The organism is Faecalibacterium sp. 3 (assembly GCF_048323735.1).
In the GTDB taxonomy this organism is placed as follows: Bacteria; Bacillota; Clostridia; order Oscillospirales; family Ruminococcaceae; genus Faecalibacterium; species Faecalibacterium wellingii.
On record NZ_JBLWFN010000001.1, the window covers coordinates 1486559 to 1504442 of the forward strand.

A 17884-nucleotide genomic window follows, 5' to 3' on the forward strand; every position below is an offset into this window, starting at 1 on the left:
ATGAGTACAAAATATGTTCTGGCGCTGGATCAGGGAACCACCAGCAGCCGTGCCATCCTGTTCGACAATGAGCAGAACATCATTGCGGTGCAGCAGCGCGAGTTTGAGCAGATCTATCCACAGCAGGGCTGGGTGGAGCACAACCCCATGGAGATCTGGTCCACCCAGTATGGAGTCATGAACGAGGTGGTGGCCCAGAGCGGCGTCGATGTCCACGACATTGCCGCCATTGGCATCACCAACCAGCGGGAGACCACCATCCTGTGGGAAAAGGCCACCGGCCGCCCCATCTATAACGCCATCGTCTGGCAGTGCCGCCGCACGGCACCGCTGGTGGATGAACTGCTGCAGCAGCCCGGCATGGCAGACTACATCCGGGAGAACACCGGCCTGATGCCCGATGCCTATTTCTCCGCAACGAAGATCAAGTGGATCTTGGACAATGTGCCCGGTGCGCGGGAGCGGGCCGAGGCAGGGGAGATCCTGTTCGGCACTGTGGACACATGGCTGGTCTGGAAGCTGACCGGCGGCAGAGTGCACGTCACCGACCGCACCAACGCCAGCCGCACCATGCTGTATAACATCCGCACGCTGGACTGGGACGACACTCTGCTCAAAGCGCTGGATATCCCGCGCTGCATCCTGCCCCGCGTGACCGATTCCAGCGAGGTCTACGGTACCACCGACCTGTGCGGTGTGCAGATCCCGGTGGCCGGGATTGCCGGTGACCAGCAGGCTGCGCTGTTCGGGCAGAGCTGCTTTAGCAAGGGCGAGGCCAAGAACACCTACGGCACCGGCTGCTTTTTGCTGATGAACACTGGCGACACCATCTGCCGCAGCCGGAACGGCCTGATCTCTACCATTGCCATCAGCCTGAACGGCAGGGTGGAGTATGCGCTGGAGGGCAGCGTCTTTGTGGGCGGTGCTGTGATCCAGTGGGTGCGCGACGGTCTGCGCATGATCCAGGAAAGCCGCGACGCGGAATACTACGCCCAGAAGGTGCCGGACAACGGCGGCGTTTACATCGTGCCCGCCTTTACCGGTCTGGGTGCACCGTACTGGGATATGTACGCCCGCGGTGCCATCGTGGGCATCACCCGCGGTACCACCCAAAACCATATCATCCGCGCGGCGGAGGAATCCATCGCCTACCAGAGCGCCGATCTTGTGGCGGCTATGGAAAAAGACATCGGCGTGCCCATCACCTCGCTGAAGGTGGATGGCGGCGCCTCCCGTGACCAGTTCCTGATGCAGTTCCAAGCCGACATCCTGAACAAGACCGTGCTGCGCCCGGCCATCCGGGAGACGACCGCTCTGGGAGCCGCCTATCTGGCGGGCCTTGCCACCGGTGTGTGGAAGGACCGGGACGAGATCCGCAGCCTGTGGCACTGCAACATGACCTTTGTCCCGCAGATGGACGAGGCCGAACGCACCCGCCTGCTGGCAGGCTGGCACAAGGCCGTGGGCCGCAGCAGCGACTGGGCAGAGCATTGAAGATTTTCGCTCACGATCACTTACAGCAAAAATGAGACAGGCAGCCCCTTGTTTTCGGGGAAGCCTGTCTCATTTTTTGTATGGAGCTGTTTGCAGCGGCCCATCGGGCCAGATTATTACATCATTTGATGTCGAGTTCGGGCGGGACGTCGATCTGATCCGAGACATACTTCCCGTTCTTTTTGCGCTGACGCACGCACTCGGTGAGCAGATACTCGATCTGTCCGTTCACCGAGCGGAAGTCATCCTCTGCCCAGGCGGCAAGGGCGTCGTAGAGCTTCGCGTTCAGGCGCAGGGGCACCTGCTTTTTGGGCTCTGCCATCAGTACAGGCTGCCGCTGTTCACAATGGGCTGTGCGTCACGGTTGCCGCACAGCACCACCAGCAGATTGGAGACCATCGCCGCCTTGCGTTCGTCGTCCAGCTCCACCACCTTGTTTTCGCTCAGGCGGTCCAGGGCCATTTCCACCATGCCCACGGCGCCGTCCACGATCATCTTGCGGGCGTCGATGATGGCGCTTGCCTGCTGGCGCTGCAGCATCACGGCTGCGATCTCCGGCGCATAGGCCAGATAGGTGATGCGGGCCTCCACCACTTCGATGCCGGCCTGCTCAACATTCTTCTGGATCTCGTCCCGGATGCGGGCGGCTACCACCTCCGAGGAACCGCGCAGACTGCCCTCATCGGCCACGCCGTCGCCGGTGGTGTCCACATTGGGGGCTACATCATAAGGGTAAACGCGCACCACGTTGCGCAGGGCGCTGTCGCACTGCAGGGAGAGGTATTCCTTATAGTTGTCCACATTGAACACGGCCTTTGCGGTGTCGGTGACCCGCCAGATGACCGCAATGCCGATCTCCACCGGGTTGCCCAGACAGTCGTTGATCTTCTGGCGGGAGTTGTTGAGGGTCATCATTTTGAGCGAGATCTTCTTGCTGGTAGATTCTGCGGTCTGGGCACTGCTGTTACCTGCCTTGAGCAGGGCCGCCATGCCGGTTTCGCCGCTGTTCACATCGCCGCTCTGGCTGAGCTTTGTGCCCGCTGCAGGATTGACTGCGGTACAGAACGGATTCACCCAGTAAAAGCCCTGCCCCTTTAAGGTGCCGATGTAATCACCGAAGAGGGTGAGCACCAGTGCTTCCTGCGGCTTGAGCACCTTCAGGCCGCAGAACAGGAAAATGCCCGCCACCCAGTACAGGATGGACAGCGCCATGAGCAGAATGCCCGGGAACAGGCTGGTGTCCAGCAGGATCAGGCTGTACACGAACAGTACCGTGAACACCACATAGCCCAGCAGGGTGAGCAGCAGCATGACCATGCCGTTCTTTTTGGTCTGCAGAATTTTCTCTTCCATAATGGTCTCCTTCTTATCAGGGTTTGAAAACGCTTCTTTATGATATCAAAATCATATCACTTTGAACTTTTGCTGTCAAGCCCCGGAGGCCAAAATCCCTTCAGGCGGGGTACAATGTTTATAAAACCGGCTTCTCAGTCCCGGAGCAATGCCACGGCCACATCGTTGACGTTCGTGCCGGTGGCTCCGGTCATGATGAGCCCCTCCACAGCCCGGAGGGCGTGGTAGGCATCGTTGTGCTGCAGGGTGTCAAACACGTTCCAGCCTTTTGCAGCCAGCGCAGCAAGGGTCTCGCCGTCCACATAGCCGCCTGCAGCATCGGTGGGGCCATCGGTGCCGTCGCTGCCCACCGAGAACACTGCCGCGTTCCGCCCTGCAATGGCGGGAGCTGCCGCAAGCGCCAGCTCCTGATTCCGCCCGCCGAGGCCCCTGCCGGTCAGGTGGACGACCGTCTCGCCGCCTGCGATATAGGCCAGCTTTTTCCCGTGCCCCGTGTGGGTGCGGACGATGGAGCTAAGAAAACTGCCTGCTTCCCGGGCCTCACAGCAAAGTTGGTCGGTCAGCAGGATGGGCTCATAGCCCAATTCCCGGCAAGCATTGGCCGCAGCGGTGCACAGTTCCCGCACACTGCCGGTGATCCGGGTGGTCACGTTGTCCAGCGCTTTGGGCGTTTCCTGCTGCAGCAGCGTCTTTGCCTGTTCCGACAGGTTTAAATGGTACTTTTCCGCAATGGCAAGGGCCTGTGCGCAGGTGGAGGTGTCCGGCACCGCCGGGCCGCTGGCGATCATGTCCAGCGGGTCGCCGAGGATGTCACTGAGCACGATGCTGAATACCTCTGCCGGGGCACAGGCCTGCGCAAACCGTCCGCCCTTGACAGCGGAAAGCCGCTTGCGGATGATGTTCATTTCCACGATATCGGCCCCGCTGGCGAGAAGCTGGCTTGTGATGTCCTGCAGCTCTTCCCCGGGCAGCAGCGGCCGCTCGAACAATGCGCTGCCGCCGCCGGAGAGCAGGAACAGCACGGTATCCTCTGCCGTCAGGCCCTGCACAAGGGCCAGCGCCTTTTCGGTGGCAGCAAAGCTGTTCTCGTCCGGGACCGGATGGCCTGCTTCACAGCAGGTCACGCCCGGGATCTCACCCTTTACGTGGCCGTATTTGGTCACCACCACACCGCCGTCCACACGGCCCAGTGCTTCCACCGCAGCGTGTGCCATCTGCCAGGCCGCCTTGCCCGCTGCCACCAGCAGCACTCTGCCGCCCCTCGGCGCAAAGGCGTTCAACGCACGGCGCACGGCTTCGTCCGGGAGAACGGCGTTCAGGCTGGAGCGGATGATGGCATCTGCATCCCTTCGCAGAGTCGAATTCATAAAGCATTCCTCCACTAACTGTTTTTGCTTTTAGTATAGCGCGTTTCTGCATTCTTTTAAAGTGCAGCTCTGCCGGGTTTCTTCCTTGATTTCAAAGAAAAATAAGGGTGAAAAAAACTGATATAACAGCTAAAATAGCGAAAAATGCATTGACAGTTGCACGGCTGTGACGCTATAATAAGCCGTGGAATATTTTCCGGCAGGATCATATTCCGAGGGGAAGAGGGGAAGCGTACCTTTTTGAACACAAAAAAACAATATCGCACTGCTGCTGCGGCGCTGGCTGTACTGGTGCTGGCGGCTTTGCTGCTTTTTGCAGGCGGCAGCTGGCTGGAAAAGCGCAGCCGGAAACCGGAGACCCGGACCGAGCTGCCGCAGGCAGAGCAGGAGACCGTGGAACTGAACGGCCATACCTACAAAAAGCGTGACGGGCTTACGACCATTCTTGTAATGGGCGTGGATCATGAAACGCAGGAGTCCTATGCATACCGGCAGGCCGGTCAGGCGGATTTCCTCCGGTTGATCGTGCTGGACAGTAACAACAAGACGGTGCAGCAGCTGCAGATCGACCGTGACACGATCACGCCGGTGACAGTGCTGGGCGTTATGGGGGACCGGTATGAGCCGGTGGAGCAGCAGATCTGTGTGGGATATGGCTTTGGCGATGGACGCCAGACCAGCTGCGAGGTCACAGTGGAAGCTGTGGAAAATCTGCTGGGCGGACAGACGGTCGATCAGTACCTTTCCATGGGTCTGGATGGCATTTCAACACTGAATGACTTGGCGGGCGGCATTACCGTTACGCTGGAGGATGATTTCTCCGCCATCGATCCGGCTATGACCAAGGGCACGACCCTGACGCTGCATGGCGACCAGGCAGAGACCTTTGTCCGTACCCGCCGCAGCATCGGCGTTGGCACCAATGAGGCCCGCATGGCCCGGCAGGAACAGTATATCCAGAAGCTTGCCACACAGCTGGATGCTGAAGTAAAGCAGAACCAGAGCTTTGTGCTCACGGCTTACGACGCAATGGAACCGTATCTCTATACGAACATCCCGCGCGGCCAGCTGGCAAATGAAGTGTGGGCGGCAAAGGATTATGAGCGGACGGATACAATCAAGCCGGAAGGCACCCATGAGATCGGTGCCGATGGCTTTATGGAGTTCTATCCGGATGCTGCAAGCCTGCAGCAGGCTGTATTGAAGCTTTTCTATGAACAGGTTGAATAAATGTGTGTGTTGCACATTTAGATAGAGGTACTCTCGGGGAAAGAGTGCGAAAGTTTGAAAGGAAGAGTCATATGAAAATGAAAAAGGTCGTTGGTGTTGCAGTTTCTGTGGTTCTGGCCGTAAGTATGGTTGCAGCCACTGCTTTTGCAGCAGAGACTGCTCCTGCAAGCCCGACCAGCGCAGATAAGGATGCCGGCAAGATTACCTTTGAGGCCACCGGTTCTTCTTCTGAGGGCCTGAACGTCGAGTTAAAGACCACCACTGTTTCTGCCGAGGAAGAGGAAGCTTTGAAGGCAGCAGGCAGCGTGCAGGCTTATCTGGGTGCAGATGCCTGTTCTGAAATTACCCGCATTCTGGGCAGCAATGTGACCATCAGCGAGATCAAGGAGCTGGAGGTTACCGGTTATGTGGCTAGAATGGGCGATGTTGCCGCTTACCTCCACTTTGCAGCTCTGCCCAAGGCAGGCACTCAGGTTGTCGTTACGGTCAAGGTCGTCACTGCGAATGGCAACGTTGTGACTCTGCCTGTGGTTGGTACCGTTGTTGAGCAGACTTCCACCGTCAATGGTAAACCTGTGACCCGGCGTGTTGTCAAGGTTGTGCTGGATGGCGTGACCATGGCAAACATTCAGGCTGGCAAGGCAACTGCTTCTGTTGCTACCGCAAAGTAATTAGCAGACTGCATCATTTGCGGTGCTCCCTGATGAAAAAGGGGACGCCGCATTTTTGGCGTATGGGATTTAGAGAAATAGAGGAAAGGGCGCAACGCCCGGGCCGCATGGGCGGCAATATTATAAGGTTATAAGGAGTGAAATCGTGCAGCAAGATACTTTTGTGAAGGAGCGCACAGCTTTAGCGGTACAGCCGGAACAGGGAGAAGACACCATTGATCTGCTGGAACTGTTCATGGGTCTGCTGGCCCACTGGACGCTCATTGCAGCCACGGCTGTGGTGGGTGCCGTACTGATGGCGCTTTATACGTTTTTTCTGGTAACGCCGATGTACAAGGCAACGGCCACCATCTATGTGGTCAGCCGCAATGATTCGGTGTTGAACTTCTCCGACCTGCAGGTCGGAAGCGAGCTGACCAGCGATTACATCAAGGTCTTTGAAATGTGGGAAGTCCACGAAAAGGTCATCAGCAACCTGAACCTGAATTATACCTACACCAATATGGCCAGTATGCTGTCTGTCACCAACACCAGCGACACCCGTATGCTGGATATCACGGTCACGAACCCGGACCCGGAAGAAGCGGCAGCGATCGCAAACGAGTATGCGGATGTGGGCGCAAAGTACATCTCGGAAAAGATGAAGACGGACGAGCCCACCCTGATGTCTTCTGCGCGCGTGCCGGAGAATCCGTTCAGCCCCAACAAGGCCAAGAACATCCTGCTGGGCTTTGTGGTGGGCTTTGTGCTGGCCTGCGCCGTGGTGGTGCTGCGGACCATGCTGGACGATACCTACAAGTCTGCCGATGATATCCGCAAGTATACCGGCATGGTCGTGCTGGCATCGATCCCGCTGGCCGACGCTGGCGAACAGCCGAAAGAGAAAAGCGAGTTCAAGCGCCGCACCAAGCGGTTTGCCGATGATGTCCGCCGCCGTGTGGGTGGCAGCTCTGGGAGGAAAGCATGAAACAGCTGAAGATCACAAAATTTCCGGCTCTGGATTATGCGGGAAATGAAGCCTTTAATACCCTGAGCACCAACCTCTCCTTTGCAGGTGCGAGTGTCAAAAAGATCATGATCACCAGCTGCCATGCTGCAGAGGGCAAGAGCTATCTGGCCATGAACCTGATGCGCACGCTGGCACAGCGCGGCATCAAGGTGGCGCTGGTGGACGCAGACCTGCGCCGCAGCATGGTCAACAGTGACTACGGCCTGAAATATGAGGATGGCCGCAGCGACGGCAAGGGCCTCTCCCATTTTCTGGCCGGTATGGTGGGCATGGATGAGGTCATCTACCAGACCGACATCCCCAACGCGATCATGGTGCCGGTGGGCCGCGATGTGCCCAACCCGCTGGCACTGCTGACCAACAGCCATTTTGCCGAACTGCTGGATATGCTGGCCAGAATGGCAGATTACATCATTGTGGACGCACCCCCGGTGGGCGTGGTCATCGATGCGGCAGAGATCGCCAAGGCATGTGACGGCACCCTGATCGCAGTGAACTACAACGATGTGAGCCGTCAGGAGCTGTTGGACGTGAAGCAGCAGATCGAGCAGACCGGCTGCCCCATTCTGGGCACCGTGCTCAATCAGGTGGACTACGACAACTATATGGGCCGCAAGTACTACAAATCCTACTCAAAGTATGGAAAGTACGGCTATTACAGAAAGTATTATAAACGGAGCCACGAAGCGGAAAAGAAATGAGCGGCTTTACGGATTATCATGCGCACTTCGTCTACGGCGTGGACGATGGTGCGCAGACCAGAGAAGAAATGTATGCCATGCTGGATGCAGCGGCAGCAGACGGTGTGCGGCACCTGTTTGCTACCTCCCACAGCACGCCGGGCATGGAACGCTTCCCGCAGGAAGTCTACGACCGGCATCTGGCTCTGGCCCGCGCATACTGCACACAAAAAGGCTACGACCTGAAGCTGGAGCACGGCTCTGAGCTGCTGTATACCCCTGCGGCGGGATATGCGGCAGTCCAGCGCCAGCTGTTGACCTTGGGAGATACCGGCTGGGTGCTGCTGGAATTTGTGCCGAACATAACCGCAAAGGAGCTGGAAACGGCTCTGCGGGAGATCACGGGTGCAGGCTACCGCATTCTGGTGGCCCACATTGAGCGGTATCCCTGCCTTGCGCAGCACGGCCTGCTGGCCCGCCTGCATGAGCAGTACCGGCTGCGCTGCCAGATCAACTGCTCGGCTGTGCTGGACAGCGGCTTCTGGCAGCGGATGCGGCTGGAGCACTGGGTCAAGGCGGGGCTGGTGGACGCGGTCTCTTCCGATGCACACAACTGCACCTCCCGCCCGACCCGGATGCGGCAGGCCTACGCGCAGCTGTGCAGTCATGTGGGAGAAACTACGGCACAAAAATTGACAGGGTTGGACGGCACGGAATATCTTGTATAACTGCCTGAGCTGCGGGAAATAAGATCCGGCTCAGACACCTCTTTCGGTCAGTGGTTTTGCGGACAAACTGCACGGAAGAGGTGCTTTTTCGTAATTAAGATAAAGTTTCCGTTTTTTGTGCAAAAATAACTTGCGAATCAGCGGGTGACGTGTTAAACTGAACAAGGGGGAGCGTTTTGAACGTAAGCTTGCGGGGGTGTATTATTAAATGAAGATATTGGTCGTCGATGACGGACAGCTTGCGATCAACTCGCTGGTCCGCATCCTGTGCCGTGTTGCACCCGACTGTGATTATATCAGCGCCATGACCACCGAAGACGCTCTGACATGGATGCGTCAGGGGCCTATGGATGCTGCCTTCCTGAATCTGGAAATGCCCGGCATGAACGGGCTTGGTTTGGCGCGCATGATCCAGAAGCTGCAGCCGCGCTGCAACATCATTGTGGTGACAGAGCATCCGGAATATGCGCTGGAAGCGCTGCAGATCTTCGTCAGCGGCTTTCTGCTCAAGCCCGCAAACGAGGATGATGTCAAGAATGTGCTGAAGCATCTGCGCTACCCGCCGGAGGATGGCCCGGCAGGCGTCAAGATCCAATGCTTCGGCAATTTTGAGATCTTTGTCAATGGGCGCACACTGTCTTTCAAGCGCAGCAAGAGCAAAGAGCTGCTGGCCTATCTGGTGGACCGCAACGGTGCCACCTGTACCAACGGCGAAATGCTGGCGGTGCTGTGGGAGGACAAGCCCGATACCGCATCCCTGCACAGCCATCTGCGCAACCTGATCTTTGACCTGAGCCATGCGCTGGAGGATGCAGGTGTTACCGGCCTGCTCATCCGCGGCCGCAGCACGCTGGCCATCGATACGGGCAAGGTGGACTGCGATTATTACAACTTCCTGAAGGGCGACCGCTCGGCCATCAACTCCTACCGGGGCGAGTATATGACCCAGTATTCCTGGGCAGAGGTGACCCGCTCGGCGCTGCGCCAGCAGGCAAGCGCCCAGAAAACGGCGTCCATTCCCAGCTATTACGCGCCGACCGAATTTTGAAGCAAAAAGAAAGCACTGCATTGCAGTGCTTTTCTTTTTGTCGAAATGCTTTTAGTTTTTCAAATGGGCATCCCAGCCGGAGGAGGTAATGATCTGCTGGTCCGGTGTGCACCACATGGCTTCCACGCCGTCCAGACTTTCCACGATCTTCAGCCCATCCTCCAGCGGCTGGCAGAACAGGCCGGTGGTCAGGCAGTCGGCCAGACCGGAGTCGCTGCACAGCACGGTCACGCCATTGAAATAGGTGGAAGGGAACAGGGTGTCCGGGTCGATCAGGTGGTGATAGCGTTTGCCGTTCACCACAAAGTAGCGCTGGTAGTCGCCGCTGGTCACAAGGGCCATATCGCTCATGTTGATGGCACCGCTCAGCATGGAACTGGCGGTGTACAGGTCGGAAGCGTTCCACGGGTTTTCCACACCGCCGGTCCACTGGCTGCCGTCCGGTTTTGTGCCGATGGCACGCAGATTGCCGCCCACGCTCACCAGAGCGCTGGTCAGGCCGCGGGCCTCGGCTGCCTGACATGCCATTTCCACGGCATAGCCCTTGCCCACGCTGCCCACGTCCAGCCGCATGTCCGGGTCGGCCAGATAGACGGTCTTGGCGTCTTCGTCGATGATGACATTGTTGATGTCGCAGTGCTGGGCGGCAGCTTCCAGCTCGTCCATGCCGGGCAGCTTGTTGTCCGCATCGGCCTCGGTGGCCTCGGCCGCTTCGCGGTAGTTGTGCCAGATGTTCAGCACGCTGCCCATGGCGATGTTCAGCTTGCCGTTGGTGGTGGCGTACATCTGGTCGGCCAGCTCCAGCATGGAAAGGATGCGGTCATCCACCTCCACGGGGGCCTTGCCGGCGTTGTCGTTGATGGTCTTCACGTTGGTCACGCCGGGGTAATCGTTGTAGATGTCGTACAACTGATTGTAGGTGACAAGGTCTGCGTGCAGAGCGTCCATCTGGGTCTTGAACACCTCTTCGCTCTCACAGTAGGCGATCACCTGCGTTACGGTGTCGAACACATCGTAAAAAATGGTGGAGTAGCGGGTCAGCTCCTTCTTTTTGGGGGCACAAGCGGCCAGCAGGCTCAGGCAGAGCGCACCGGCCAGCAGCATGCTGACCAAACGGTTTGCGCGGGTCTTCATAGAGTCTGGTTCTCCTTTGCGGCGGTAACGGCTGCGTGCTCCTCCTGCAGATGGGCCAGCAGGTCACCGAACACCCAGCTGCGGTTGGAGGGAGTGACCACGGCCTTGAGCGGGATGTTCACCTGTGCCTGCTTCATCAGGTCCAGCAGGGTGTCCACATCCTTATCCTTGAAGTTTGCCAGCACCAGTGCCGGGGGATAGGCACCCGGTTCCAGCACCAGCGTGCGGGCGGTTCTGGTCTCCACCTCGCCCAGCAGCTGGGCAACGGTCTTGCCGGCATCCGCAGGGGACACGAGCAGCAGCTTCATGCCAAAGGCGGGGGCCATGCCCTCCAGCTTGCCGCGGTCAGCATTGGAGAGATTCCAGCCCAGCGCCAGCGGCACACCGGCGTTCTGGTTGCGTGCGATATGTGCTTTCATAATGATACCTCTTTTTAAAGGGTGATTTCAAAATACACTATAGTATACCACAAACCAGAGCAAACGAAAAGCCCGGGCCTTTCTCTGAGCGGAAACAGGCCCGGACTTTTTTGTTCAGTCAAACGGTAAAAGGAAAAATCATTTCCGGCTGGTAAGCCGGTTCAGCAGCATCACGGACAGAACGATGATGCCGATGACGAGGATGATGCCGACCATTCCGATGAGCATCATCGGCAGTGTGACCATCCACGAAGAAAGATGAAGCATAAGTACACCTCCGTTAAGTCATCAGGGTCAGGATGAGACCGCCTGCAATGACGGATGCGATCTGCCCCGAAACATTGACGCTGATGGAATACATCAGCAGGAAATTCTGGCTGTCCTCTTCCAGACCCATCTTGTTGACGACGCGGCCGCTCATGGGGAAAGCCGAGATGCCGGCTGCACCGATCATCGGGTTCAGCTTTTTGCCTTCGGGCAGGAACAGATTCAGCAGCTTTGCAAACAGCACGCCGCCTGCGGTATCAAAGACGAAGGCCACCAGACCCAGTGCAAGGATCAGCAGCGTGTCGGGCCGGACGAACTTGTCTGCGGTCATCTGCCCGGCAACGGTCAGGCCCAGCACAATGGTGATCAGGTTTGCCAGCACATTCTGTGCGGTCTCGCTGAGCACGTTCAGCACGCCGCACTCCCGCAGCAGGTTGCCGAACATCAAAAAGCCCACCAGCGCCACACTGGCAGGGGCGACTATGCCCGCAATGATGGTCACGACGATGGGGAACAGGATCTTGGTCAGCTGGGTAACGCTGCCTTTTTCATAAGGCATCCGGATCAGGCGCTCCTTTTTGGTGGTCAGCAGCCGGATAACAGGGGGCTGCACGATGGGCACCAGGGCCATGTAGCTGTAGGCTGCCACCATGATGGCACCGAGATACTGGGAGTTGAGGGTGTTTGCCACAAAGATGGCAGTGGGGCCGTCCGCTGCACCGATGACAGCAATGGAGGCGGCATCCTTCAGGTCAAAGAAGAAGCCCGCCAGAAACAGGGTGAAAAAGATACCGAACTGTGCCGCCGCACCAAAGAGCATCAGCCACGGCTTTTCCAGCAGCGGGCCAAAATCGATCATGGCACCAATGCCGATGAAGAGCAGCAGCGGGAACAGCTCGTTGGACATGCCCGCATCAAACAGAGCGGAAATTGGGCCTACCGTATCGCCCTGCGTGATGGCACCCGACAGGGGCAGATTGACCAGAATGGCACCAAAGCCCATGGGTAAAAGCAGGCTCGGCTCCATTTTTTTGGCGATGGCAAGGTAAATGAGCAGCGCACCGATGGCCCACATCACCACCATCTGCCATGTCAGGTTTCCAAAGTTGGAAAACAGACTTGCGAATGTGTTCAGAAAGTTCATGCTTTTTCTTTGCCTCCTTGTGCTCCGGTACAGCGGCAAGAAAAAAGAGACCTCTGCCACAGTACCTTGTCTGTGACAAAAGTCTCAAGCGAACACATGACATCGGGCATTTTGCCGTGATGACGCTGCCATGCAGCCGTTTTCCGGATCACAAAACGGAAAACGGCCCTTTACTCCCTTTTATCAAAGGTATTAAAGCAGAAAACAGGGGTAAAGTCAAGGCAAAAGCGGAAATCTTTCCTGCATCTTATCCGGGCCGCTGAGCACCACCATCCATGATCGGGTGGCTGTTGTGGTCTATTATGGCCTTGCCATGGCCGTGCGGATCGACCTGTTCCAGCTTTAAAAAGTCCATGATCTGCTCCGGCAGCAAAAATCGCGCCCTGTATGCTTTGCTTTTTGCTGCATTTTCTGCAAAAAACGGGACAAGCCGAAGCGGTTTGTGCTATACTGTGAACAGGCTGTACCCCTTGCGTGCAGCTGAAAAGCCGAAAATCCAGCCTGTTTCTGCAGCCACAGCAGGATCTTGTGGGAAAAAGCCCTGGAGCCCGCCTGTGACTGCGGAATACTCGCCATTTTCTTTGTTTTCAGATACGCCCTGAGCAGACCGCAAACGGATAGAAGGAGCATTTCCATGATCACCATCTCAGAACGCAGAGAGCAGGAATCTGCTAAAAATTTTGTCCTGCGGGTGCTGATCGATAACATCGTCAACACCCGTCTGGAACCCGGAGAAAAACTCAACGAGCCGGAGCTGTGCGAGCAGCTGGGGGTCAGCCGCACCCCCTTCCGGGAAGCAGAGCTGGAGCTGGCGCAGCGGCGGCTGATCGAGATCCGGCCCAAGATCGGCACCTATGTTTCCCTCATCGACGCCGGGCTGGTGGAAGAGGTCCGGCATCTCCGGGCAGTGCTGGAAACAGAGCTGGCGGGGATGGCCTGCGAAATGCTGACCAAACAGGAGCTCGACCGTCTGTGGGAGAATGTGGCGCTGTGGCAGATGTACATTCAGCGGGCGCAGGAGGAAAAGATCTTTGCACTGGATAAGGAGTTCCACAAAATGCTGTATGAGCTGTGCGGCTGCCCTTACTGGTATGAGCTGGTGGAAAATCTGGCCCCTCATTTTGACCGCACCACGATGCTCAGCTTCCGCTGCCGCCCGGCAGAAGCAATTTTGGATGACCACACCAGCCTGCTGAAGGCCATCGAGGCAAAGGATACCGCCGCTGCCCGCACCATTGCCGCCCGGCATATGCAGCGGTATACCGAAAATCTGGCCACCATCCGGAAGTCCTTCCCCCAATATTTCAAGTAAATGCTGCCGGGGGCACCCCGGACAGGAATAAAACGGCCCCGGAAAGCGTTTTCAGAAGCTTTCCGGGGCCGCTGGTTTTTATTGTTGCTCTTCCTTTGCACGCAGGCGGCGGCAGGCGTCCTCCTTCACAAGCTCGAGGATCACCGCAGTCAGGGGGATGAAGAAGATGATGCCGATGATGCCAAAGAGCTTTCCGCCGATCATGGCGGCAACAAGAGTGTAAAGGGGAGAAAGCCCCACGGACTTGCCCACCACGCGGGGATAGATGAACTGATTTTCAATGAACTGCACGGCAAGATAAACGATGAGGCAGCGCACCGCCAGCACAGGGTCCACCAAAAGCACAAGGAACACGCTGACCACGCAGGAGATCAGCGCGCCGACGTAGGGGATGATGGCGCAGATGGCGGTCAGCATTCCCACAAGACTGCCGTAGGGGATCCGGAAAACGGAAAACGCAAGGGTCATGAGGACGCCGAGAATCACCGCCTCGCTGCATTGTCCGGTAAGAAAGTTTGCGAAAGACTGGCGGAACGCCCTGCAGAACTTCAGCAGCCCGGCGGCGTGGTTCGGCTTCAGATAGGCGCACACCAGCGTGCGGGCGTGTCGGCAGAGACTTTCCGAGCCAAGGGACATATAGATGGAGATGATCAGGGCAAAGGAGGCTGTCACCGCAACATTCACCGTGGCAGATACGGCGCTTACCGCGTTGATCAGCACAGTATCGATGCCGGCAGTGATCTTGTGCAGCAGCTGCTCCCAGTTGATGCCTTCCAGCCAGCTCATCAGCCAGCCTGTGTCGGCATTCTGCGCACTCAGATAGGCGGTCCAGCGGGGAATGTTTGCCTCGATCTGCAGATAGAGACTGTGGAAGGACTGCACAAGCTCCGGGATCAGCAGAGTGAGAGCCAGCACCAGCACAAGCACAACGCCCAGCAGCGTGATGGAAAAGCTGATAAGGTGGATGGCTTTATCCGACGGCTGCCTTCTGGCCTTGCGGAACAGACGTTTCAGCCGCTTTTCCAGCCCACTCATGGGCACGTTGATAAAAAGTGCCAGAATGCCGCCTGCCAGAATGGGCAGGACCAGATCCACGAGCTCTGCCGCAAAGGCCAGAACGGTGGAAAGCCGCAGCAGAGCAACAAAAAGCGTTACGCCCACAACAGTTACGAGCAGATATTGTTTGGTTTTTGGTTCCATGACGAAGTTCCTTTCCCGAAGCCGGCGGCTGAAATTTGCAAAGAGACGGTCTGCGGACTCTTTTCCGTATTGTAACCAGAAGAAAAGGGCTTGTCAAGACGCCGGGAAAGGGGAAGGCTTTTGATTTGGCTCAGGCTGCAAAAGCGGATTTCCGTGCAGGCATCCCTACCACTCTTGTTTCCATCCCGCAGAACCATTATAATAGGGGCAAAAGACAAAGCTGAAAAGGGGATATTTCATGGGAGAAGCAGAAGTCAGCCGCTTTCTCTGCATTCTGATCAAAATGGGAGAAGCACTGCAGAACAGCGGGGCCGAGGTTTTCCGCGTAGAAGATACCTTGAACCGCATCGCAGCCGCATACGGCGCGCAGGAGGTCAATGTGTTCGTCATCACATCCAGCATCGTTGTCACCCTGACAATGCCGCAGCTCCCGCCGCAGACCCAGACACGCCGTCTGCGCCATGCGTCCGGGAACGATCTGCTCATGCTGGAAGAGCTCAATGCACTCAGCCGCCGAATCTGTGCGGCACCGCCCTCTGTGGAGGAATTTCAAAGGCAGCTGGACGCCATCCTTGCCAAGCGTGCAGACCCCCGGCTCCGGCTGGCGGGCAGCGTGCTGGCTGCTTCCAGCTTTGCCGTGTTCTTTGGGGGCAGCCTGTGGGACGGCCTGCTGGCCGGCGTCATTGCAGTGCTGGTCTTCTGGATGGAGCGCTGCCTTGCACCGTTCTGTATGAACGGCGTGGAATTTCAGTTCATCGCCTCATTTTGCTGCGGCATTTCCACCCTGCTGTTCTGCCGCATCGGGCCGCAGCTCCACGCAGACAAGATCCTCATTGGCATCATCATGCTGCTGATCCCCGGCATCATGCTGACAAATTCCATCCGGGATATCCTGCTCGGCGATATCATTTCCGGCTCTCTGCGGCTGGTGGAGGCCATTCTGATGGCCGCAGTCCTTGCACTGGGCATGATGGCGGCCATCTGGCTGATGGGAGGGATCGCATGATGCAGATCTTATCGCAGCTGCTCAGCGCAGCTTTGGGCTCTGTCGGCTTCGGGCTGATCTTCAACCTGAACCGGCGCTACCTGCCTGCCGCCGCTGTGGGCGGGTTTCTGGCGTGGCTGGCCTACCTGCTGGCCGATCATGCGCTGAGCAGCGTCTTTCTTGCAAATCTGCTGGCCGGTTTTTGTGCCGCCCTCTATGCCGAGATCCTTGCCCGGTGCTGCAATGCGCCTTCCACGCCGTTTTTCATCACGTCGGCCATTCCCCTCATCCCCGGCAGCACGCTTTACTACTGCATGAATGCGGTGGTCTCCAGCGATCTGCGGGCGGCAGAGCACTTTGGGGAGCAGACTTTTCTGGCCGCCCTCGGCATTGCAAGCGGCATGGCGATCGCGTGGTGTCTGGCAGATCTGAGCCGGAAACTCCATCTGCTTCTGGTCCGGCCCCGCAAATGATTTGTATGGTCTGCTCTGGAAAATCACATGGATTTTACAGGGAGATGATTGCAACGGTACGGAGATCCGGTTACACATTATAAATGTTTTTATCGAAAAAATGGATGCCTCCCGCTCAATGCAGGAAAGCATCCATTTTGGATCTGTATTCAGAAAATCGTGGCCCGTCTGCCGACCGGCTTTCAGCGTGTCAGTTCATCTTCTTGCCGAAGAACTCCACCTCTTTGCTCACGAACTGCATCAGCTCGTCGAACTGATCCGGGGTCAGGCTCTGAGCGCCGTCGCACTTGGCCTTGGCGGGGTTGTTGTGAACCTCGATCATCAGGCCGTCGGCACCGGCGGCGACGGCAGCCTTTGCCAGCTCCGGCACCATCCATGCGTGGCCGCAGGCGTGGCTGGGATCCACGACAACGGGCAGGTGGGTCATCTTGTGCAGCATCACCACACCGGCAAGGTCGAGGGTGTTGCGCATGCTGGTCTCAAAGGTGCGGATGCCGCGCTCGCAGAGGATGACGTTCTCGTTGCCTTCGGCCATGATGTACTCGGCGCTCATCACGAACTCTTCCAGCGTGTTGGCAAGGCCGCGCTTGAGCAGCACCGGCTTTTTCTGGCGGCCGACGGCCTTGAGCAGCTCAAAGTTCTGCATGTTGCGGGCACCCACCTGAATGAGGTCCACGTTCTCGAACAGCGGCAGGTGCTCGGTGTTCATGATCTCGGTGACGATGGGGGAGCCGGTGGCACGGCGTGCCAGCTTGAGCAGGTCCAGACCCTCGCTGCGCATTCCCTGGAAGGAGTACGGAGAGGTGCGGGGCTTGAACGCGCCGCCGCGCAGCAGGGAAGCACCGGCGGCTTTGACCCGCTGTGCACAGTAGGTGATCTGCTCCTCGCTCTCGATGCTGCAGGGGCCTGCAATGACTGCAAAGTTTCCGCCGCCGATCTTGACGCCGTCCACATCGATGACGCTGTCATCCGGATGGAACTTGCGGTTGGCCTTTTTGTAGGGCTCCGTCACACGGCGGCAGGTCTCCACTACCGGGTTTGCCAGCACCCAGCTTTCGGCCACGGCCTTGGTGTCGCCGATCAGGCCCAGAATGTGGCGCTCACTGCCCTTGGAGTCGTTGATCTGCAGGCCCATATCCTGCAGTTCGTGGCAGAACTCGCGTACCTGTACTTCGGGTGCATCCTGTTTCAATACGATGATCATGATTTTTGTCTCCTTTGCCTTATCGTGTGAACGGCGAGGGAGACCGGCTCCTTTGCCGCAGCTTGCATTGTCAAACTTCAGTGCTCTGAAGTGTGTGACGCTATGATATCACTTCAGGAAACTGAAGTCAAGAGAAATTTTGAAATTTTATGGAGAAAGTGGTAGA

The 17884-nt window shown here is 57.6% G+C and carries 19 protein-coding genes; 10 read left to right on the plus strand and 9 right to left on the minus strand.

What is annotated here, in order from left to right:
* The gene (gene glpK, locus ACNSPV_RS06950; RefSeq protein ID WP_348583948.1) at nucleotides 1-1494 is read left to right on the plus strand and encodes a glycerol kinase GlpK; all 1494 of its coding nucleotides are present in this window, start codon (nucleotides 1-3) and stop codon (nucleotides 1492-1494) included.
* A gap of 121 nt (nucleotides 1495-1615) precedes the next feature.
* Here the strand turns inward: glpK and ACNSPV_RS06955 are convergent, their stop codons facing one another.
* The 3 genes from ACNSPV_RS06955 to ACNSPV_RS06965 form a co-directional block, all read right to left on the minus strand.
* Nucleotides 1616-1816 carry a PTS ascorbate transporter subunit IIC gene (locus ACNSPV_RS06955; protein WP_005940562.1) on the minus strand — a complete coding sequence of 67 codons (201 nt, stop codon included), beginning with the start codon at nucleotides 1814-1816 and terminating at the stop codon, nucleotides 1616-1618.
* Nucleotides 1816-2847: an SPFH domain-containing protein gene (locus ACNSPV_RS06960; RefSeq protein ID WP_339396067.1), complete on the minus strand. Its 1032-nt coding sequence runs from the start codon at nucleotides 2845-2847 to the stop codon at nucleotides 1816-1818. The genes ACNSPV_RS06955 and ACNSPV_RS06960 overlap by 1 nt, the downstream gene beginning before the upstream one ends.
* A 134-nt stretch (nucleotides 2848-2981) precedes the next feature.
* Nucleotides 2982-4214: a glycerate kinase gene (locus tag ACNSPV_RS06965; protein WP_348583946.1), complete on the minus strand. Its 1233-nt coding sequence runs from the start codon at nucleotides 4212-4214 to the stop codon at nucleotides 2982-2984.
* Nucleotides 4215-4454: 240 nt separating this feature from the next.
* Here ACNSPV_RS06965 and ACNSPV_RS06970 point away from each other — a divergent pair, with 240 nt between their 5' ends.
* The 6 genes from ACNSPV_RS06970 to ACNSPV_RS06995 all read left to right on the plus strand — a co-directional run bounded on the left by ACNSPV_RS06970 (nucleotide 4455) and on the right by ACNSPV_RS06995 (nucleotide 9580).
* Nucleotides 4455-5444, plus strand: a complete 990-nt coding sequence (locus ACNSPV_RS06970; protein WP_339396065.1) for an LCP family protein — start codon at nucleotides 4455-4457, stop codon at nucleotides 5442-5444.
* Nucleotides 5445-5515: 71 nt separating this feature from the next.
* Nucleotides 5516-6115 carry a hypothetical protein gene (locus ACNSPV_RS06975; protein ID WP_339396064.1) on the plus strand — a complete coding sequence of 200 codons (600 nt, stop codon included), beginning with the start codon at nucleotides 5516-5518 and terminating at the stop codon, nucleotides 6113-6115.
* 145 nt (nucleotides 6116-6260) lie between these two features.
* Nucleotides 6261-7082, plus strand: coding sequence for a YveK family protein (locus ACNSPV_RS06980; RefSeq protein WP_348583943.1), 822 nt, complete (start codon nucleotides 6261-6263; stop codon nucleotides 7080-7082).
* Nucleotides 7079-7825, plus strand: a complete 747-nt coding sequence (locus ACNSPV_RS06985) for a CpsD/CapB family tyrosine-protein kinase (RefSeq protein WP_348583941.1) — start codon at nucleotides 7079-7081, stop codon at nucleotides 7823-7825. The genes ACNSPV_RS06980 and ACNSPV_RS06985 overlap by 4 nt, the downstream gene beginning before the upstream one ends.
* On the plus strand, nucleotides 7822-8532 hold the full coding sequence (locus tag ACNSPV_RS06990) for a CpsB/CapC family capsule biosynthesis tyrosine phosphatase (RefSeq protein ID WP_348583939.1): 711 nt from the start codon (nucleotides 7822-7824) through the stop codon (nucleotides 8530-8532). The genes ACNSPV_RS06985 and ACNSPV_RS06990 overlap by 4 nt, the downstream gene beginning before the upstream one ends.
* A gap of 208 nt (nucleotides 8533-8740) precedes the next feature.
* Nucleotides 8741-9580, plus strand: coding sequence for a response regulator (locus ACNSPV_RS06995; RefSeq protein WP_348583937.1), 840 nt, complete (start codon nucleotides 8741-8743; stop codon nucleotides 9578-9580).
* A 51-nt stretch (nucleotides 9581-9631) separates the two neighbouring features.
* On the opposite strand, the gene ACNSPV_RS07000 is transcribed toward ACNSPV_RS06995, so the two are convergent.
* From ACNSPV_RS07000 to ACNSPV_RS07015, 4 genes are all read right to left on the minus strand, one after another.
* Nucleotides 9632-10714 (minus strand): FAD:protein FMN transferase, encoded by a 1083-nt coding sequence (locus tag ACNSPV_RS07000; RefSeq protein ID WP_348583934.1) that lies wholly within the window; start codon nucleotides 10712-10714, stop codon nucleotides 9632-9634.
* Nucleotides 10711-11133, minus strand: a complete 423-nt coding sequence (locus ACNSPV_RS07005; RefSeq protein WP_348583932.1) for a DUF3783 domain-containing protein — start codon at nucleotides 11131-11133, stop codon at nucleotides 10711-10713. Before ACNSPV_RS07005 ends, ACNSPV_RS07000 begins: the two co-directional genes overlap by 4 nt.
* Before the next feature lie 138 nt (nucleotides 11134-11271).
* Complete coding sequence (locus tag ACNSPV_RS07010) at nucleotides 11272-11400, minus strand: oxaloacetate decarboxylase (RefSeq protein WP_249238275.1); 129 nt, start codon at nucleotides 11398-11400, stop codon at nucleotides 11272-11274.
* Between the two features lie 13 nt (nucleotides 11401-11413).
* Nucleotides 11414-12544 (minus strand): sodium ion-translocating decarboxylase subunit beta, encoded by a 1131-nt coding sequence (locus ACNSPV_RS07015; RefSeq protein ID WP_249238276.1) that lies wholly within the window; start codon nucleotides 12542-12544, stop codon nucleotides 11414-11416.
* A 634-nt stretch (nucleotides 12545-13178) separates the two neighbouring features.
* Here ACNSPV_RS07015 and ACNSPV_RS07020 point away from each other — a divergent pair.
* Nucleotides 13179-13856 carry a GntR family transcriptional regulator gene (locus ACNSPV_RS07020; RefSeq protein ID WP_339396056.1) on the plus strand — a complete coding sequence of 226 codons (678 nt, stop codon included), beginning with the start codon at nucleotides 13179-13181 and terminating at the stop codon, nucleotides 13854-13856.
* A 78-nt stretch (nucleotides 13857-13934) separates the two neighbouring features.
* Here the strand turns inward: ACNSPV_RS07020 and ACNSPV_RS07025 are convergent, their stop codons facing one another.
* Nucleotides 13935-15056 (minus strand): AI-2E family transporter, encoded by a 1122-nt coding sequence (locus ACNSPV_RS07025; RefSeq protein WP_348583929.1) that lies wholly within the window; start codon nucleotides 15054-15056, stop codon nucleotides 13935-13937.
* A 238-nt stretch (nucleotides 15057-15294) separates the two neighbouring features.
* Between ACNSPV_RS07025 and ACNSPV_RS07030 the strand changes: the two genes are divergently transcribed.
* Entirely contained in the window at nucleotides 15295-16062 is a 768-nt protein-coding gene (locus tag ACNSPV_RS07030; protein WP_249238280.1) for a threonine/serine exporter family protein, read from the plus strand.
* Nucleotides 16059-16514 carry a threonine/serine exporter family protein gene (locus ACNSPV_RS07035; RefSeq protein ID WP_348583927.1) on the plus strand — a complete coding sequence of 152 codons (456 nt, stop codon included), beginning with the start codon at nucleotides 16059-16061 and terminating at the stop codon, nucleotides 16512-16514. The genes ACNSPV_RS07030 and ACNSPV_RS07035 overlap by 4 nt, the downstream gene beginning before the upstream one ends.
* A 190-nt stretch (nucleotides 16515-16704) precedes the next feature.
* Here the strand turns inward: ACNSPV_RS07035 and aroF are convergent, their stop codons facing one another.
* Complete coding sequence (gene aroF, locus ACNSPV_RS07040) at nucleotides 16705-17718, minus strand: 3-deoxy-7-phosphoheptulonate synthase (RefSeq protein ID WP_348583925.1); 1014 nt, start codon at nucleotides 17716-17718, stop codon at nucleotides 16705-16707.
* Nucleotides 17719-17884 lie beyond the last annotated feature (166 nt).

What these genes read in the sequence shown, in the direction of transcription:
- glpK (WP_348583948.1), top strand. Translation starts at nt 1, where the DNA reads ATGAGTACAAAATATGTTCTGGCGCTGGATCAGGGAACCACCAGCAGC.
- ACNSPV_RS06955 (WP_005940562.1), bottom strand. Translation starts at nt 1,816, where the DNA reads ATGGCAGAGCCCAAAAAGCAGGTGCCCCTGCGCCTGAACGCGAAGCTC.
- ACNSPV_RS06960 (WP_339396067.1), bottom strand. Translation starts at nt 2,847, where the DNA reads ATGGAAGAGAAAATTCTGCAGACCAAAAAGAACGGCATGGTCATGCTG.
- ACNSPV_RS06965 (WP_348583946.1), bottom strand. Translation starts at nt 4,214, where the DNA reads ATGAATTCGACTCTGCGAAGGGATGCAGATGCCATCATCCGCTCCAGC.
- ACNSPV_RS06975 (WP_339396064.1), top strand. Translation starts at nt 5,516, where the DNA reads ATGAAAATGAAAAAGGTCGTTGGTGTTGCAGTTTCTGTGGTTCTGGCC.
- ACNSPV_RS06985 (WP_348583941.1), top strand. Translation starts at nt 7,079, where the DNA reads ATGAAACAGCTGAAGATCACAAAATTTCCGGCTCTGGATTATGCGGGA.
- ACNSPV_RS06990 (WP_348583939.1), top strand. Translation starts at nt 7,822, where the DNA reads ATGAGCGGCTTTACGGATTATCATGCGCACTTCGTCTACGGCGTGGAC.
- ACNSPV_RS06995 (WP_348583937.1), top strand. Translation starts at nt 8,741, where the DNA reads ATGAAGATATTGGTCGTCGATGACGGACAGCTTGCGATCAACTCGCTG.
- ACNSPV_RS07000 (WP_348583934.1), bottom strand. Translation starts at nt 10,714, where the DNA reads ATGAAGACCCGCGCAAACCGTTTGGTCAGCATGCTGCTGGCCGGTGCG.
- ACNSPV_RS07005 (WP_348583932.1), bottom strand. Translation starts at nt 11,133, where the DNA reads ATGAAAGCACATATCGCACGCAACCAGAACGCCGGTGTGCCGCTGGCG.
- ACNSPV_RS07010 (WP_249238275.1), bottom strand. Translation starts at nt 11,400, where the DNA reads ATGCTTCATCTTTCTTCGTGGATGGTCACACTGCCGATGATGCTCATC.
- ACNSPV_RS07015 (WP_249238276.1), bottom strand. Translation starts at nt 12,544, where the DNA reads ATGAACTTTCTGAACACATTCGCAAGTCTGTTTTCCAACTTTGGAAAC.
- ACNSPV_RS07020 (WP_339396056.1), top strand. Translation starts at nt 13,179, where the DNA reads ATGATCACCATCTCAGAACGCAGAGAGCAGGAATCTGCTAAAAATTTT.
- ACNSPV_RS07025 (WP_348583929.1), bottom strand. Translation starts at nt 15,056, where the DNA reads ATGGAACCAAAAACCAAACAATATCTGCTCGTAACTGTTGTGGGCGTA.
- ACNSPV_RS07030 (WP_249238280.1), top strand. Translation starts at nt 15,295, where the DNA reads ATGGGAGAAGCAGAAGTCAGCCGCTTTCTCTGCATTCTGATCAAAATG.
- ACNSPV_RS07035 (WP_348583927.1), top strand. Translation starts at nt 16,059, where the DNA reads ATGATGCAGATCTTATCGCAGCTGCTCAGCGCAGCTTTGGGCTCTGTC.
- aroF (WP_348583925.1), bottom strand. Translation starts at nt 17,718, where the DNA reads ATGATCATCGTATTGAAACAGGATGCACCCGAAGTACAGGTACGCGAG.